This window comes from Streptomyces sp. NP-1717, assembly GCF_022695985.1.
In the GTDB taxonomy this organism is placed as follows: domain Bacteria; phylum Actinomycetota; class Actinomycetes; order Streptomycetales; family Streptomycetaceae; genus Streptomyces.
Genome location: NZ_JAAPBF010000074.1, coordinates 1 through 19312, shown reverse-complemented (window position 1 = coordinate 19312; position 19312 = coordinate 1). Strand labels below are relative to the sequence as shown.

Genomic DNA, 19312 nt, shown 5'->3' with positions numbered 1-19312 from the left:
GACCCCATCAACCCGACGGACCGCTGGGCACCGGCCCTCCCGTTCCCGAAGTCGTTTCCGTACCCCCGAACTCACCTGGGAGGCGGCGGACTTCGGGATGCGGGAGGGCCGGCCGCCGTTCGCGGGTCCACGAGAGTGGTCGGTGCACGGGGCCACGCCTTCGGCCCAGGGGCCGAACCGGCGGGCGTGACGCGGGGAATGGACCGCGTCACGCCCGGGGTCCGGTGGCCGCGGACTCAACTGCCGCTTGGCCGGGGCAGATCGCGTAGCCAGGTGTCGACGGCTTCGGCGGCCTCGGTGGCTCCCGACTGCATCATGGAGAAGTGGTTGCCCGCCGACTCCTGTGTGGTGTTCGGCAACGGCCACGTCAGGCGCCACCCGTCACCGGAGACGGTGTCGGTCACCGGCTCGGCCGCCCGCAGGAACAGCGTCGGCGTGCCGACCGCCTCGGGCTTCCAGCCGTCGAACAGCCTCAGGTAGGCGCCCATCGCGGTCAGCCGGGCACTGTCGAGCCGCCCGACCATGGACTCGTTGTCGAACATCATGCCGGTCAGCGCGTCCTGCACTTCGGTGAAGGCGGTACTGCCCGGCAGGTAGGTGTCGATCAGCACCGAGCCCACCGGCGGCGTCCCCCGGTACTCCAGCCGACTCGTCACACTGTGCGCCAGCCAGCCACCCGCCGAGTGCCCGACGAGGGCGAACGGCCTGCCCCCGGCGCACTCCAGCGCGATGTCGGCGTGCAGATCGACGATGGCGTCCATGTCGGCCGGCACCGGCTCGTCCGCGGTGAATCCGGGAACCGGCACGAACCACGCCTCGCGGCGCCGCTGGAGGGCCGCGCCGAACCGGGCGTACTGATAGACACCGGACAGGGCCGTGATCGTCGACAGGCAGACCACGACCGGCTCCCCGGAACCGCGCGCCAGCCGGACCGGCCGGGGCGGGGCGTCCAGGGCGGCCGGGTCGGTGAACTGCTCCCGGAGCCGGGACGCCGCGCCGAGCAGGTCCATGGCCTCGTGGATCTTCCCCTGCCGGCAGGCCGCCCGGTACAGCGACTCGATGCCGTCCGGCGCCGCGGTCGCGGGTACGGACCGGAGTTCGGCCCCGGACTCGGAAAAGGGGGCGGCACCGGGCGCGGGGTCCGGCTCGGCCGCCAGTTCCACGTCCAGGTGCGCCGCCAGGGCGAGCGGTGTCTCGTGGTCGAAGACGAGGGTCGCGGGCAGGCGCAGTTCGGTCGATGCCTGAAGCCGGTTGCGCAGTTCGACGGCGGTGAGCGAGTCGAAACCGAGCTCACCGAACGGGCCGTCCGGCGGGATCTGCGCCGCGTCGGCGTGGCGGAGTACGGCGGCCGTGGCGGTGCGCACCAGGTTCAGCAGCACCTGCCGGCGCTCGGCCGGCTCCCGGCCGGCGAGTTCGCGCCGTACCGTCGCCTCCGGCTGTTCCGGGCCGCTCGGTGCCTGGCCGGGAACCCGCACCAGACTGCGGAGCAGCGGCGGGATCGTGGGATCGGCGGCCCCGGCGCGCAGGGTCGCCAGGTCCACCCTGGCGCCGAAGACCGCCGCGTCGGGCGTGGCGAGCGCGGCGTCCAGCAGCGCCAGTCCCCCCTCGGTGTCCAGCGGGGCCAGACCGGCGCGGGTCATCCGGTGCATGTCGGCCTCCGACAGATGGGCCGTCATCCCGGTGCGCTGCCCCCACAGGCCCCAGGCGATGGACAGCGCGGGCAGTCCGGCGGCGTGCCGGTACCGGGCCAGTCCGTCCAGAAGGGCGTTCGCCGCGGCGTAGTTGCCCTGTCCCGGGCTCCCCAGCACCGCCGCCGCCGAGGAGAACAGTACGAAGGCGGCCAGGGGCCGGTCGCGGGTCAGCTCGTGCAGATGGATCGCGCCGTCGGCCTTCGAACGCAGCACCCGGCCGAGCTGTTCCGGAGTCATCGATGTGGTGACGGCGTCGTCGAGGACACCGGCCGCGTGGATCACCGCGCTCAACGGCCGGTCCGCCGGGATGCCGTCCAGGACCCGGCGCAGGGCGTCCCGGTCGGCGGTGTCGCACGCCGCGAACGTGGCTTCGCAGCCGAGGGCGTCCAGGTCGGCACGGAGTTCGGGCGCGCCGGGGGCCGCCTCGCCGCTGCGGCTGACCAACAGCAGATGCCGTACGTCGTGCGCGGCGGCGAGGTGCCGGGCCACGTGCGCGCCGAGTGTGCCGGTGCCGCCGGTGACGAGGACGGTCCCGGTGAGCGGGGCGGGCGGCTCCGCCGGTGCGGGAAGACGGACGAGCGCGGGTTCGAGGACCGCCCCGGCGCGCACGACGAGTTGGGAAGCGCCGCCCGCGACAGCCTCGACGACCGCGTGGGGTACGGCTTCGGCGTCCAGGTCGAGCAGGGTGAACCGGCCGGGGTGCTCGGCCTGCGCGGAACGGACGAGTCCCCACACCGCCGCCGCGGCCGGGTCGAGGGCGTTCGCGCCCCTGGTGGTCACCACCAGACGGGTGGCCGCCCACCGTTCCTCGCTCAACCACGTGCGCAGCGAGGTCAGATGACGTGTCGTCAGATCGTGGACGTCGTCGGTGGTGGGCCTCGCTACGTCGTGCGCACCCGGGCCCGCGGGCTCCGGTGCGAGCAGGACGACAGAGGGCGTCCCGGCGCCGTGATCCTGGGCGTTCAGCAGCGCGTCCAGATCGGGGAAGGCCGTGGCGTCGGCTCCCCCGGTGGCCAGCAGCGCGCGCAACTCCCCCGAGCCGGCGCCCACGACCGCCCAGGCACCGGTCCCGGGCGGATTCTCCGCCCGGCCGGCCCTCTCCCGCCAGTCCAGCCGGAACAGGCCACCGCCGGAGAGCCGCAGCCCCCGGGTGGACACCGGGCGGAATTCCAGGGAGCGGGCGGACAGGACCGGCGCGCCGGTCTCGTCGGTGGCGGTGACGGCGACGCCGCCGTTCCCGGCCGGAGTCAACCGCACGCGCAGGGCGCGCGCGCCGACGCGGTGCAGGGTCAGCCCGGTCCATGCGAACGGCAGCCGGATGCCCTCCTCGTCGCCGCCGGGTTTGTCGCCGCCGGGTTTCCTCGTATCGACGGGGTCCGCTTCCTTCGGGTCTCGGGAGTCCGGTCCCTTCGGGTCGGGGGCGTCCGGTTCCTTCGCGTCGGGGGCGGTCGCGGCCAGACCGACCGTCTGCAGGCCCGCGTCCAGCAGGGCGGGGTGCAGTGCGAACCTCTGTGCCTCGGGCGCGAGTTGGTCCGGCAGTCGCACGTCGGCGAAGATCTCGTCGCCGCGCCGCCAGACCTCGCGGACACCGCGGAACGCCGGCCCGTAGCCGTAGCCGAGTCCGGCCAGCCGGTCGTAGCCACCGCTGATGTCGACGGCGGTCGCGCCGGCCGGCGGCCACGCGGTCCCTTCCTCCTCGGCGACCGGAGGGCATGCGGTGGTGGAAGCGGTGCCGGTACCGGTGGCGGTGGTGGTGGTGGTGGTGGTGGTCAGGGTGCCGGTCGCGTGGCGCGTCCAGCCGGAGTCGTTCGCCCCCTCGCCCGCACGGGAGTGGACGCGGATCTCACGGCGCCCCGTCGGATCGGGCGGACCGACCCGGACCTGGACGCGCGGACTCTCGTCCTCCGGGACGACCAGCGGTGCTTGGAGGGTGAGCTCCTCCACGACCGGGTACCCGCAGCGCTCACCGGCCCGGAGCGCGAGGTCGACGAAGGCGGTCCCGGGCAGCAGTGTCACACCGGCGACCTGATGATCCGTCAGCCAGGGCAGCGCGAGGGTACGGAGACTGCCGGTGAGGAGCAGTTCGTCCGTGTCCGCCAGAGCGACCTCCGCGCCAAGCAGCGGATGGTCCGCCGGCTCCACCCCGGCCGCCGCGACGTCCCCGACACCGGGTGGCGCGGCCGGGATCCAGTACCGCTGCCGCTGGAACGCGTACGTCGGCAGCTCCACCGGCCGTACCTCGTGCCGGGCGAAGGCAGGACGCCAGTCGACCCGCACGCCGCGGACGTGTGCCTCGCCGAGCGACGCGAGGAACCGGTCGAGCCCGCCCTCGTCCCGGCGGAGCGTGCCGACCGCGACCGCGTCGACACCGGCCTCCTCTGCGGTGTCGAGCACACCGGCGGTGAGGACCGGGTGCGGGCTCATCTCGGCGAAGGCGCGGTGCCCCTGACCGAGCAGATGACCGACCGCGTCGTCCAGTCGGACGGTGAGCCGCAGGTTGCGGTACCAGTACGCGGCGTCGAGGGCGGAGGTCTCGACCCGCTCGCCGGTCACCGTCGAGATGAACGGCACCGTGGCCGGGCGCGGCGACAGACCGTCCAGCCGGGCGAGCAGCGGTTCGCGCAGCGCCTCCATCTGCCGCGAGTGCGAGGCGAACCGGACCGGGACGCGCCGTACCCGGACACCGTCGGCGGCGCAGTCCTTCTCCATCCGGACCAGATCCGGTACGGGCCCGGTCACCACCACCGAACGCGGACCGTTGACCGCCGCGACCTCCAACTCGCCGCCCCACGAAGCCAGTCGGTCGCGTACCCAGGAGACCGGCGCGGCGACCGACGCCATACCGCCGCTGTCCTGCAGATCGGCGAGCATCCGGCTGCGGTGCGCCACCACCGACGCGGCGTCCGGGAGGGACAGCGCGCCCGCCACGTACGCGGCGGCGATCTCGCCCTGGCTGTGACCGATCACGGCGGCCGGGCGGACGCCGTGCGCGCGCCACAGCTCCGCCAGCGACACCATCATCGCGAACAGCGCCGGCTGCACCACGTCCACCCGGTCCAGCGGAGGCGCACCGGCCGCTCCGCGGAGCACGTCCGGCAGCGACCAGTCCAAATGAGGTGCGAGCGCCGACGCGCATGCCTCGATGCTGTCGCGGAACACCGGTGAGGTGTCCAGCAGCCGTACGGCCATGCCGTCCCACTGCGAGCCCTGGCCGGGGAAGACGAACACCGGGCGCTCGTCGGCGTCGGCCCGGCCGCGGACGGCGTGGGAGGACTCCTGCCCGGCGGCCACCGCGTCCAGGCCCGCGATCAGCTCGTCACGGCCGGCGCCCCGGAGGACGGCGCGGTGGGTGAAGACCGTTCGCCCGGTCGCCAGCGCGTGGCCGACGTCGACCACGTCCAGGTCCGGTTCACCGCGCAGCCGGCGCCGAAGCCGGCCGGCTTGGTCGCGCAGCGCGGACTCGGACTTGGCGGACAGCACCCACGGCGGTACGACGGACAGCCGGTCCCGGCCGGCCACGGGCTCCTCGGCGAGGGGCGCGTCCGGTGCGGGCTCGTCGGGCGCGGGGGCCTCGGTGGCTTGTGCCTCGGGCGCGGGGGCCTCTTCCAGGATGATGTGCGCGTTCGTGCCACTCATCCCGAACGACGAGACCCCGGCCCGGCGCGGACGGTCGGCGCGCTGCCATGGCAGCGGCTCGGTGAGCAGCCGGAGCGGGCCCTTCGACCAGTCCACGTGTGAGGACGGCTCGTCGACGTGCAGCGTGCGGGGCAGCGACTCCCGGCCCAGCGCCATCACCATCTTGATCATGCCTGCCACACCGGCGGCGGCCTGGGTGTGCCCGATGTTGGACTTCAGCGACCCCAGCCACAGGGGACGGTCGACGGGACGATCCCGGCCGTAGGCGGCCTGAAGCGCCTGCGCCTCGATCGGGTCGCCGAGCTGAGTGCCCGTGCCGTGCGCCTCGACGGCGTCGACATCGGCCGCGCCGAGCCCGGCGTCACGCAGCGCCGCGCCTATCACCCGTTGCTGCGACGGGCCGTTCGGAGCGGTGAGGCCGTTGCTGGCGCCGTCCTGGTTGACGGCGGAGCCGCGAATCACCGCCAGCACCCGGTGCCCGTTGCGCCGCGCGTCGGAGAGCCGCTCCAGCAGGAGCACACCGACGCCCTCGGCCATACCCATGCCGTCCGCCCGGGCCGAGAACGCCTTGCACCGACCGTCGGCGGCAAGGCCGCGCTGCCGGGCGAAGGTCAGCAGCGAGCCGGGTGTCGCCATCACGGTGACGCCACCGGTCAGCGCCATCGAGCACTCACCCTGGCGCAGGGCCCGCGCGGCCCAGTGCGTCGCCACCAGGGAGGACGAGCAGGCTGTGTCGACGGAGACGGCCGGGCCCTCCAGCCCGAAGGCGTAGGCGACTCGGCCGGACACGACGCTCGCCGCGTTGCCGGTGCCGAGGTAGCCCTCCAGCCCGTCGCCGCCGGAGAACAGCAGTGACGCGTAGTCCTGTCCGTTGGTGCCGACGAACACGCCCGTATCGCTGCCGCGCACCGACTCCGGGGCGATACCGGCCTGCTCGAACGCCTCCCAGGAGGTCTCCAGGAGCAACCGCTGCTGCGGATCCATGGCGATCGCCTCGCGGGGACTGATCTCGAAGAATCCCGCGTCGAACTCGGCGGCGTCGTGCAGAAACCCGCCGCTGCGCGCGTACACCGTTCCGGCCCGGTCCGGATCCTCGTCGTAGAGACCGGGCACGTCCCAGCCCCGGTCGGCGGGAAACGGCGTGATGACGTCGACGCCGTCCGCGACCACCTGCCACAGGTCCTCGGGGGACGCGACACGGCCGGGGAAGCGGCAGCTCATCCCGATGATGGCGATGGGTTCGTCGGCGGCCGACCGGCCCCACAGGGTGTCGGCCACCGCCGCATCCTCGGCTTCCGCCTGACCGGGTGTCAACTCCCGGCGCAGGAAGCCGGTCACAGCCGCCGGGCTGGGGTAGTCGAAGATCAGCGTGGCGGGGAGCCGTACACCGGTCGCCGCCGACAGCCGGTTCCGCAGCTCGACTCCGGTCACCGAATCCATGCCCAGTTCCCGGAATGCCTTGACCTCGCCGACCTCGTCCGGCCTGGTGTAGCCGAGCACAGCCGCGGTGACGGCCTGTACCTCTTCGAGAACGATCCGGTCGTGCTCGGCCGGTGCGGCGGCGGCCAGCGCCCGAGCCAGCTTGGATGTGCGTACGGCGTCCGGGCCGAGGTCGGCGTCGGCGTCCGAGGCGGTCTCGACGGCGGCGGTATCGGCGTCCAGGACCCGTCGTACCTCCGGGAGGTCCCCGATCAGCGGCCGGGGTCCCGCGGCGGTGAACGTCGGGACGAAACGGTCCCACCGCACCCGGGCGAGCACGACGGCCGGTTCGTCCAGGGCCAGCAGGCCGGGCAGGGCGGCCAGAGCCACGCCGGGGTCGGTCACCGGCACCCCTTGCCTGCGCAGGAGGCCGACCAGCTCGGGCTCGCCGTCCCACGGGCTGACGGCGACGGCGGTGACCGGCCGACCGGCCTCGCGTTCCCGTTCGGCCAAGGCGTCGAGGTACGCGCCCGCGGCGGCGAGCGCGCCGTGCGCACCGCCGCCCCAGACGCCCGCGACCGACGAGATCAGGACCAACCTCGTGTCCGGGTGGTCGGTGCGCAGAACCTCGGTCAGGGCTTCGGCGCCGGCACACCGTTCGCCCAGCACGCGGGCGGCGTGAGCGGGATCGCTCTGCCGTACCGGCGCCAGCTCGATCGTGCCCGCGGCGTGCACGACGGCGGCCAACGGCGCTTCGCCGGCGGCCTCTTGGAGCAGCGTGCGCACTGCCACCGGGTCGGTGAGGTCGCCCGTGAGGGCGACGGTCGGCGTGCCCGAATCGGTCAGCTCCGCGCACAGGTCCGCCGCGCCGTCGCCGACCAGGACGAGCCGGTCGGCGCCGCGAGCGGCCACCCAGCGGGCAAGGTGGCTGCCGGGTCCTTCGCCGCAGCCGGTGACGACCACCGTTCCGGCCCCGGGCCACTCGGCCGCTCCCGAGTCGCCCGGCTCGCCGGTCACGGGCAGCAGCCTGCGGCCGAAGGCGCCGTCGGCGCGGACGGCCACCTGGTCCTCGCCGCCTTCCCGGGCGAGCCATACCGCCGCACGGGCCATGGCGTCGTCGCCCGCGTAGACCGGCAGATCGATCAGCCCGCCCCAGTTGTCCGGGTGCTCCAGGGCGAAGCACCGTCCCCAGCCCCACAGTTGTGCCTGTACGGCGTCCGTGACGACATCACCGCCGCCCACACCCACGGCGCCGGAGGTCAGCTGCCAGAGACGAACGTGCGGCCAGGGCGCCGAAGCCACGGCGCGCAGCAGGTCGACCGCTGCCTCCCCGTCCAGCAGTGAGACCACCCCGGCCGGGCGGTCCGGGACGACGGCTTCGCTCAGGACGCGAGTCAGGTCGGCCGGGTCGGCGGTCCCCGAGGTTCCTGAGGCCCCCGAGACCCCTGAAGTCTCCGAGATCTCCGAGATCTCCGAGGGAACGGCGACGACCCGCGTCGAGCCACCTTCTCCCGCCAACGCGGCGACGAGCGCGGCTACTTCGGAGGACCGGGCCTGGTCCTCCTGACAGACCAGCAGCCAGTCGGTGATCCGGGGCGACTCGGTACGTTCCGGGTCGGTGAGCGGCTTCCAGCCGATCCGGTACCGGCCGACAGCGCTCTGCTGGGCACTCGCCGGTGGAGCGAGCCAGTAGCGCCGGCGTTGGAAGGCGTACGACGGCAGCGCGACCGGCTCCGCGGCAGGCAGCAACTCGCCCCAGGCCACCGGCAGACCAGCCGACCACGCCTCACCCAGGCTCCGGAGCATCTGCGCCTCGTCGGGCTGGTCCCGGCGCAGGGTGTGCAGCACGCGTCCGTCGCTGTCGGCAAGGACCGTCGACAGCGCGAGCCCGAGGACGGGATGCGGACCCACTTCGATGAACAGGCCATGGCCCTGAGTATTTAGGGCGCGGACAGCCGACTCGAAGAGGACCGGCTCCCGGAGGTTGCGGTACCAGTAACCGGCCCCCAACTCGCCCGGCTCCGCCTCCAGTCCGGTCACGGTCGAGACCGGCTTCGGCCCCTGACCACCCAGATCAACGACACCGGCCAGCTCCGCGCGCAGCCGCTCCTCGACCGCCTCCACCTGCGCGTGATGCGACGCGTAATCCACCTCGATCCGACGCGCCCGCACCCCCTCCGCGTCCAACCGCTCACACAGCTCCGCGACCTCCTCCGGAGGGCCGCTCACCACGATCTGCCCCGGAGCGTTCACCGCCGCCACCGACACCGACGACGACAGATACTTCTCCGCCTCCTGAGGGTCCAAGGCCACCGACGCCATCGCACCCCGGCCCGCCAGCTCACGCAACGCAGCCGACCGCAGCGCGACGACCCGTGCACCGTCCTCAACACTCAACCGCCCGGCCACGACCGCAGCCGCGATCTCGCCCTGCGAATGCCCGACCACGGCGTCCGGGACCACCCCCGCCGCACGCCACACCCGCGCGAGCGACACCATCACCGCCCACAACACCGGCTGCACCACATCCACCCGGCCCAGCCACTCACGCTCCGAACCCGACAGAACCTCCCTCAACGACCAGCCCACGAAGGGTGTCAACGCCCGCTCACACTCACCGATCGACTCCGCGAAAACGGGAGATCGCTCCAACAACTCCGCACCCATCCCCGCCCACTGACCACCCTGACCCGGGAACACAAACACCACACCCGCATCACCCACCACCCTCAACGACGACCGCCCACCAGCAGCCAAAACATCCAACCCCGCCAACAACTCACCCACATCCGAACCCACCACCACCGCCCGATCCTCCAGAGCAGCGCGACCGACCAGCCCGGCGGCAACGCCCGCGAGCCAGCCGCGGTCCACCGGCCCCGTGGCCCGCCGCTCCCGCACGAATTCGGCGAGCCGGGCCGCCTGACCGCGCAGGCCCGCCTCGCCCCGCCCGGAGAGCACCCACGCCACCGGGCCGTCCTCCACCGGCGGGAGGGCCTTCGGCCGTACAGCGGGCGGCTCTTCGAGAATGACGTGCGCGTTCGTGCCACTGACCCCGAACGAGGACACAGCCGCGCGCCGCACGCGTCCTTCGTTCATCCACGGCACCGACTTGGTCAACAGGCGCACATCGCCGACGGACCAGTCCACGTGCGGCGACGGCTCATCCACGTGCAGCGTTTCGGGCAGACGGCCATGACGCATCGCCATCACCATCTTGATCACGCCGGCCACACCCGCAGCGGCCTGCGTATGACCGATGTTGGACTTGACCGATCCCAGCCACAGCGGACGGCCCTCCGGCCGGCCCTGCCCGTACGTCTCCAAGAGCGCCTGGGCCTCGATCGGATCGCCCAAGGTGGTTCCGGTGCCGTGGGCTTCCACGACGTCCACCTGCTTGGCGGAGACCCTGGCGTTGCGCAGTGCCTGCCGGATCACCCGCTGCTGCGAAGGACCGTTCGGCGCCGTCAACCCATTCGACGCACCGTCCTGGTTGACGGCCGATCCGCGCATGACGGCGAGAACCTGATGACCGTTCGCCACCGCGTCCGACAACCTCTCCAGCAGCACCAGGCCGACGCCCTCGCCCCAGCCTGTGCCGTCCGCTGCCGCCGCGAACGGCTTGCACAGCCCGTCGGGCGACAGCCCACGCTGCCGGCTGAACTCCACGAATGTGCCCGGACTGGACATGACGGTGGCACCGCCGGCCACGACGAGGGCGCACTCGCCGGACCGCAGCGCCTGCGCGGCCAAGTGCATCGCGACGAGTGACGACGAACACGCGGTGTCGATCGTGACCGCCGGGCCCTCCAGGCCGAGGCTGTACGCGATCCGCCCGGACGCAACGGCCGCAGCGCTGCCCGTCAGCAGATACCCCTCCACGCCGGGCGGCGTCTCGGCCAGGGTGATCCCGTATCCGGAGGTGGAGGTGCCGACGAACGTACCGACCGGCCGCCCGGCCACCGAGGACGGGTCGATGCCCGCGTCCTCGAACAGCTCCCAGGACAGTTCGAGCAACTGCCGCTGCTGGGGGTCCATCGCCAGGGCCTCACGCGGGCTGATCCCGAAGAACTCGGCATCGAATCCGCCCGCGTCCGCGAGGAACCCGCCCGCACGGGCGTACGAGGTGCCGGTGCGCTCCGGGTCCGGGTCGTAGAGACCGTCCACGTCCCAGCCACGGTCCTGCGGGAACGGGGTGATCGCGTCCCGTTCGCCGTCGACGAGTTCCCACAGCCCCTCGGGTGACTCCACGCCGCCGGGGAAGCGGCAGCTCATCCCGATGATGGCGATCGGGTCGGGCTCGGCGGACCGCGCCTCCTCCAGTCGCCTGCGGGTCTGCCGCAGGTCGGCCGTGACCTTCTTCAGGTACTCCCGCAGTTTCTGTTCGTCTGACATCAGGAATCACTCCTAGCGCGCGGCGGGCAGGCGGTCGTGCACGTCAGGTCAGTGCCTGCCGAGCTCTTCGTCGATCAGGTCGAACATCTCGTCGTCGGTGGCAGCGTCCAGATCGACGTCGTCGTCCTCGTTGTCGCTGTCGTCCGTGTCCGTATCCGTGTCACCGGCCCCGGCCCGGTCCGCGACCGACCGGGCTCCGGCCATGTCCCGCCAGTTCCAGAGGAGATCCTCCAAGCGGGCGGTGATCTCCTCGTGCAGATCGGCGGACTCGGACGCCTGCCCCAACGCGGCCTCCAGACGGGCGAGGTCGGCGATGATCGGGGGCGTTCCCGAGCCGTCGTCCGGCCGGAGCGCCTCCCACAGGTGGTCGGCGAGCGCGGCGGGCGTCGGGAAGTCGAACACCACGGTGGCGCGCAGCGACACCCCGGTCGTGGCACCGAGCCGGTTGCGCACCTCGACACCGGTGAGCGAGTCGAACCCCAGTTCCTTGAACGGCTTCCGCTCGCCGATGACGTCCGTGGACTCATGCCCGAGGACCGCTGCGGCGTGCTCCCGGACCAGGCCAAGAAGCATCCGCCGCTGGTCCTCGGCCGACAGTCCGCGCAGCCGTTCGGTCAGCGGCTCGGACGGTGTGCGCACTCCGCCGTTGCTCCGTGCCGCGGTCCGCGCCGAGCGGCCCGATCCGCCCAGATGTGCCAGCAGCGGGTGGGTGTGCCGGTGCCCCGGTGCGAGCAGCAGCGGTACGACGTGCGCGCGCCCGCCGCGATCGCGGGCCTCATCCAGCAGGCGCAGCCCGTGATCGTCGCTCAGCGGCACCATCCCGGACCGGGCCACCCTGCCCAGGTCGGCATCGGTGAGGTGACCGCTGATGGCACTGCGCCGGGCCCACAGCCCCCAAGACAGCGACTGCGCCGGCAGCCCCTGCGCCCATCGGTGTTCGGCCAGGCCGTCCAGGAAGGTGTTCGCCGCCGCGTAGTTCGCCTGGCCCGGAGATCCGAGCACTCCGGAGGCGGACGAGAAGAGGGTGAACATCGCCAGGTCCGCGTCGCGGGTCAACTCGTGCAGGTGCCATGCCGCGTCGGCCTTGGCGGCCATCACCCGCTCGACGCGGTCGGGCGTCAGCGAGTCGAGCACCCCGTCGTCGGCGATGCCCGCCGCGTGGACCACACCGGTCAGCGGATGCTCCTGAGGGACGCGCGCGAGGACGGCCGCGACCTCCTCGCGCCGGGCGAGATCGGCCGCCACGACGCTGACGTCGGCGCCGAACTCCCGCAGACATCGGACGAGTTCGTTCGCGCCCGCTGCCTGTGGGCCGCGCCGGCCGACGAGCAGCAGGTGCCGTACGCCGTGCTCGGTCACCAGATGCTCGGCGACGAGCGCGCCCAGTGTTCCGGTGCCGCCGGTGATCAGCACCGTGCCGTCCGGGTCGAGCGGTGCGGGGACACCGAGTACGACCTTGCCGGTGTGCCGGGCCATCCGGACGTGGCCGAACGCGGCCGGGGCCCTGCGCACGTCCCATGCGGTGAGCGGGAGAAGGCACAAGGCGCCGTCGCGGAACATCGTCAGAAGCTCGGCCAGCATGGCGCCGATCCGCTCCGGCTCCGGGTCGGAGAGGTCGAAGGTCCGGTACGTCACGTCGTCCGGCACGTCGCCTTCGGCGCGGACGTCGGTCTTGCCCATCTCGATGAACCGGCCACCACGCGGCAGCAGTTCGAGCGACGCGTCCACGAACTCACCGGCCAGCGAGTTCAGCACCACATCCATCCCCGCACCGTCCGTCACCGCCGCGAAACGCTCACGGAAGTCCAGATCACGAGAAGACGCCATGTGATCGTCCGCCACACCAAGACCCCGCAACGTCCCCCACTTGGAAGGATGCGCCGTCGCGAACACCTCAGCCCCCACATGCCGCGCAAGCTGAATCGCCGCCATCCCCACCCCACCCGCACCCGCGTGAACCAACACCCGCTCCCCCGCCCGCAGACCGGCCAGATCCCCAAGGGCGTAGCGGGCGGTGAGGAAGGCGATGGGCACGGAAGCCGCCTCTTGGAACGTCCAGCCCGCGGGCATGCGGACCACCATGCGGGCATCGGCCACCGTGGTGTCGGCGAACGAGTCGGGCATCAGCCCCATCACCCGGTCCCCGACGGCCAGTCCGGTGACATCCGGGCCGACCTCGGTGACAACGCCCGCGCCCTCGCCGCCGATTGCGGCAGCGCCGGGGTACATGCCCAACGCGATGAGTACGTCACGGAAGTTGAGCCCGGCCGCGCGTACGGATACTCGGATCAGGCCGGCGGCGAGCGGTTCACCTGTGGCCGCCGGCAGTTGCGGCACCAGGGCCAGCTCTTCCAGAGTTCCGCCCGAGCCGGCCGTCAGCCGCCACCGGTCCTGAGCGGGAACGGTCAAGTCACCGTCGTCTCCGGTCGGTTCAAGGCGCGGTGCCAGCAGCTTCCCGCCACGCCGGACGAACTGGGGCAGCGGAGCGGCGGAGACAGCCGACAGCAGGGCGGGCCACTCGGTCTCGTCCACCTCCGTGTCGACATCCAGCAGGATCAGCCGGTCCGGGTGCTCCGACTGGGCCGACCGCACCAGCCCCCAGACCCCGGCCGCGGACACGTCGACACCACGGTCACTCTCGTCGGCCGCCACCGCGCCCCGGGTCAGCACGACCAGCCGCCGGCCGGCCATCTCGGGCGCGTCGAGGAAGGCTTGCACCTGTTGGAGCACCCACACGCTCAGTGCGCGTGCCCGTCCGGGGACCGCCCCGTCCTCGGTGCTACGGCAGGGCAGCACCACCCAGCGCGGCTCGGCGGCGAAGCCGGGAACGGCTGCGGGCAGGGCAGGGGAGTCCGGCGCGGAGGATGCCGCAGAGAGTGCCTCGGCCACCGTCGCGATGTCGGGTACGGCGACGACGTATTCACCGGCCTGCGCGTCGGCCGGGGACGCGTCGGGGACCGGAGCCCATCGCAGATGCAGCAGGTCCCCGGCGGACGCCCCCGGCCCGGCGAGGTCGGCGTGGCTGACCGGCCGGAACACCAGCGAGTCGATGGAAGCCACGGGGGCACCGGCGGCATCGACGGCCTCCAGGCTGACGCCGTCGGGCTCTTGGCGGCGCAGTCGGACGTGGAGGGTGCGTGCGCCTGTGGTGTGGACCTGTACGCCGGTGAAAGCGAAGGGCATTCCGCCCTCGTCCTTCTCCGTGGTCTTGGTGGCGGCCAGGGCGTGGAGGGCGGCATCGAGGAGAGCCGGGTGGAGTGCGAACCCGGCCGGGTCGTCGGGGAGTTCGACCTCGGCGTACACGTCTTCGCCGTCGATCCAGACCTTCCGCAGGCCCCGGAACACCGGCCCGTAGTCGAACCCGGCGTCCACCAGCCCCGCGTAGACCTCCTCTGCCGGGACCGGGTCACCGGCCGGAGGCCACACCCACGCGGTATCCGCAGAGTCGGCCGGGCCGCCGCTCGTGGTCAGGAAACCGGAGCCGTGCCGCACCCACTCCCCGTCGTCGTTCATGTCCGCACGGGAGAACACACTCACCGCACGCCGACCATGGTCGCCGCTCGCCTCGGGCTCGTCGACCACGACCTGAACCGCCACACCAGGCCCGCCCTCAACAAGCACCAACGGCGCCTGCAAAGTCAGCTCCTCAACTCGCGGGCATCCGACCTGGCCACCGGCATGCACCGCAAGATCGACAAATGCCGTTCCCGGCAGTACGACCACACCCGACACCGCGTGATCAGCGAGCCACGGATGCGCCGACACCGACAACCGCCCCGTCAGCACCACACCACCACCGGCCAACGACACCTGCGCACCAAGCAGCTTGTGCCCGGCAGCAGCAAGACCCGCCCCGGACAGAGAACTCCCGGACGCCCCGGGCGCAGCCCAGTAGCGGCGGCGCTGGAACGCGTACGTCGGCACCTCCGCCGGCCGCACCGAGGGGACCAACTTCTGCCAGTCCACCTCCACTCCGTGGGCATGGAGCCGGGCGAGGCCCGTCAGCACACCGGTCACCTGGTCGCGATCACGCCACATGAACGCCGTGATCACCTCGCCGCTGATCTCGGGCATCGCCGCCGACAAGGCAGGCTGCGGTCCGACCTCCGCCCACACCCGCACACCCAACTCACGCGCCACCTCGACCGCGTCGGCGAACTGCACCGGCCGCCGAGCATGCTCCACCCAGTACGCCGCACTCCCGAAGTCGGCACCCGCCAGTTCCCCCGACACGGTGGAGACCACAGGGATCTGCGCAGGAGCGAAGGACAAGTCCCCGAGCGCCGTGGCGAAATCCTCGAGGACCGGGTCCATCAACGGGGTGTGGAAGGCGTGACTCACTGGCAACCACCGGCACCGCACACCCTCCGCTGTCAACTCCTCCACCACGGCGCCGACGGCATCCGACTCACCGGCAAGCACGACGGACTCCGGGGCGTTGACCGCAGCCACCCACACCCCGGCAACACCTTCGACACGTTCCCGCACCTCACCGACCGGGGCGGCTACGGACGCCATCACCCCACCCCCGGCCAGCTTCTGCATCAACCCACCCCGCGCACACGCAAGACGCACCGCATCTTCGAGACTCAGCACACCGGCAGCCACAGCCGCACTGATCTCACCGACCGAATGCCCCACCAGAACATCGGCACGGACACCCGACTCGACCAGCACCCGCCACAACCCGACCTCCAGCGCAAGAAGACCCACCTGCGCGAAGACCGTCTCCCCCACCAGCTCACCTCGGCCATCCTCACCGAAGATCACCGGCCGCAACGGCTCCGGCAACAACCCGTCCGCCACCGCACACACCTCATCCACCACACCCGCAAACACCCCAAAGCGTTCGTAAAGCTGAGCGCCCATACCGGCGAACTGAGACCCCTGTCCCGTGAACAACACACCCGTCTTCCCACCCACCGGCGACCCCGACACCACCCCATCCGCCGACCCACCAACCGCAAGCACATCCAACCCCGCCAGCAGCTCCTCAACGCCAGAACCGATCACCACACCACGCGACTCCAACCGAGCCCGACCCACCAACCCTCCGGCCACACCCCCAACATCCACACCCTCATCGCCACGCACAAACTCGGCCAGACGCGCAGCCTGACCACGCAAACCCGCATCACCCCGACCCGATACCACCCACGGCACCACCCCCGCGGGCTCCGCCTCCACGACAGGCACCTCTTCGAGGGCGGGCGGCTCTTCCAGGATCACGTGCGCGTTGGTGCCACTGACACCGAACGACGACACAGCCGCACGCCGCACACGCCCCTCACGCTGCCAAGGCACTGATTCCGTCAGAAGACGCACCTCACCCGCAGACCAGTCCACATGGGGCGACGGCTCATCCACATGCAACGTCTCTGGCAGATGCCCATGGCGCATCGCCATCACCATCTTGATCACACCCGCCACACCCGCAGCCGCCTGCGTATGACCGATGTTCGACTTCACCGAACCCAGCCACAACGGACGCCCCTCGGGCCGATCCTGCCCATACGTCGCCAACAACGCCTGGGCCTCGATCGGATCACCCAACGTCGTACCCGTCCCATGGGCCTCCACGACATCCACATCACCGACAGACAAGCCGGCATTGCTGAGCGCCTGCCGGATCACCCGCTGCTGCGACGGACCGTTCGGCGCCGTCAACCCGTTCGACGCACCATCCTGATTCACCGCCGAACCACGAACCACGGCAAGAACCCGATGGCCGTTCGCCTCCGCGTCCGACAACCGCTCCAACAACAGCAGGCCGACACCCTCACCCCACCCCGTCCCATCGGCTCCGGCCGCGAAGGGCTTGCACCGACCATCAGCCGCAAGACCCCGCTGCCTGCTGAACTCCACAAACGCACCCGGCGTCGACATCACCGTCACACCACCCGCAAGCGCCATCGAGCACTCACCCGAACGCAACGCCTGCGCCGCAAGATGCAACGCAACCAACGACGACGAACACGCCGTGTCCACCGTCACCGCCGGACCCTCAAGACCGAACACATACGCCAGCCGACCCGACACCACACTCGCCGCATTCCCGGTCGCCAGATACCCCTCGGCGACCAGCCCGGCGTCGCCCAACAGGGATACGTAGTCCTGGCCGTTCGTGCCGACGAAGACGCCGGCCGGACTCGTCCGCAACGACTCCGGCTCGATCCCCGCCCGCTCCAACGCCTCCCAGGCCACCTCCAGCAACAACCGCTGCTGCGGATCCATCGCCAACGCCTCACGCGGACTGATCCCGAAGAACTCGGCATCGAACTCGTCGGCATCGTGGAGGAAACTGCCTGTCCTCGCGTAACTGGTTCCGGGGTGGTCCGGGTCGTCGTCGAACAGTGCCGACAGGTCCCAGCCCCGATTCGTCGGGAAGTCCGTGATCGTGTCCTGGCCGGTGGCGACCAGGCGCCAGAGGTCCTCCGGCGAAAGCGTCTCGCCCGGGAACCGACAGCTCATCCCTACGATGGCGATCGGGTCGTCGTCGACCGGCGCGGCCGGCGCGGGCAGCGCAGGCGCGGCGGGGTTGTGCCGGTCGAACGTCACCGTCCGCAGGTGTTCGGTGAGCACCCGCGGGGTGGGGTGGTCGAAGAGCAGCGTGGCGGGCAGACGCAGCCCGGTCGCGCTGTGCAGGTGGTCGCGCAGTTCGACAGCCGTCAGGGAGTCGAAGCCGAGGTCGCGGAACGCCCGGTCCTCGCGGATGTCCGCCGCGCCGGCGTGACCGAGCACCTTGGCGGCAGCAGTACGGATCACGTCGAGGAGTTCCCGACGCTGTTCGGTGTCGTCGAGCAACCGCAGTCGACCGATCAGCTCGGAGTCACCACTGCTCTCCTCGCTGTCGCCCTGCTCGGCGACGAGCGCCTCCTGGACCTCAGGTATCTCGTCGAACAGCCGGTTGCCCCGGACCGTCAGGTACGTCGGCGCGAAGCGGTTCCAGTCGACATCGGCGACGGTGGCCGTCGTCTCGCCGCTGTTGAGGACCTGCTCCAGCGCGGTCACCGCCCTGTCGGCCGGCATCGTGGTGATGCCACGGCGGCTGAGCTGTACGGCGGCGTCGCCTTCCGCCATACCGTCCCCGGCCCAGGCACCCCAGGCCACCGAGGTGGCGGTCAGCCCTCGGTCCCGGCGGTGCCGGGCAAGCGCGTCGAGGAAGGCGTTGGCCGCCGCGTACGCCGCCTGGCCGCCGCTTCCCCAGATTCCCGCGATCGAGGAGAACAGTACGAACGCGTCGAGGTCCGCCCGGCCGAGTAGTGCGTCGAGGTGGAGCGCACCGAGCGCCTTCGCCGCCATGGTCTGCCGGAACTCCTCGGGCGGCATCTCCGTCAGGGCACCGGTCCAGCCCAGGCCGGCGGCGTGGACCACGACCCGAATCTCCGCCCCTTCGGCCCGAACCTGCTGGATGACGTCGTGGAGCTGCTCGCGGTCCGCCACGTCGCAGGCGGCGATGGTGACGCGCGCCCCGGCGGCTGTGAGTTCGTCGCGCAGCGCGGCGGCCTGCGGGGCATCCGGGCCACGGCGTCCCAGCAGTACGACGTGCTCGATGCCCTGCCCGACCAGCCACCTGGCGATGTGCCCGCCGAGGGCGCCCGTACCACCGGTGATCAGAGCAGTGCCTCGAAGCTGCCAGGGCGTCGTGGTCTCGGTAACGGCGTCTGCTCTGCGTATCCGGCGCCCGAACACACCTGCCGGACGAATCGCGACCTGGTCTTCGCCGTCGGTGCCGGTGACGACGCGGCAGACCTGATCGTAGGAGTTCTCGTCCGGCGCCGCAGGCAGGTCGATCAATCCGCCCCAGCGGCCCGGCTGTTCAAGGGCTGCCACCCGGCCCATGCCCCACACCAGCGCGGCGGCGGGTTGATCAGTCGGGTCGTCCTCCCCCGTGCTGACGGCGCCTCGGGTCAGACACCACAGAGGAGCGTCGACAGCGGCGTCGCCCAAAGCACGGATCAGGGTGACGGTGTCGGTCACCGTAGGGGGCAGCCGGTCCGGCAGGACGTCCGTTCCCGAACAGTCCGCCACAGCAAGCAAGGAGAGCACTCCGGCCGGCGGAGAACCGTCCCCGCACGCCTCGGTCAGCCGACGGGACAACTCCTCCTGCGTGACATCGACTGGGACGGTGACCTCCACGGCCCGCCCGCCGGCACGGCTGACTGCGGCGG

At 72.0% G+C, this 19312-nt stretch carries 2 protein-coding genes; both read right to left on the bottom strand.

Annotation, left to right across the window (positions count from 1 at the left end):
• Positions 1-236 precede the first annotated feature (236 nt).
• Positions 237-11141, bottom strand: coding sequence for a type I polyketide synthase (locus tag GXP76_RS17270; RefSeq protein ID WP_242572427.1), 10905 nt, complete (start codon positions 11139-11141; stop codon positions 237-239).
• Positions 11142-11189: 48 nt separating this feature from the next.
• The coding region (locus GXP76_RS17265; RefSeq protein ID WP_374361389.1) for an SDR family NAD(P)-dependent oxidoreductase at positions 11190-19312 on the bottom strand (8123 nt) is incomplete at its 5' end.

Coding starts and splice junctions, on each gene's coding strand:
- GXP76_RS17270 (WP_242572427.1), bottom strand. CDS start 11,141: ATGTCAGACGAACAGAAACTGCGGGAGTACCTGAAGAAGGTCACGGCC.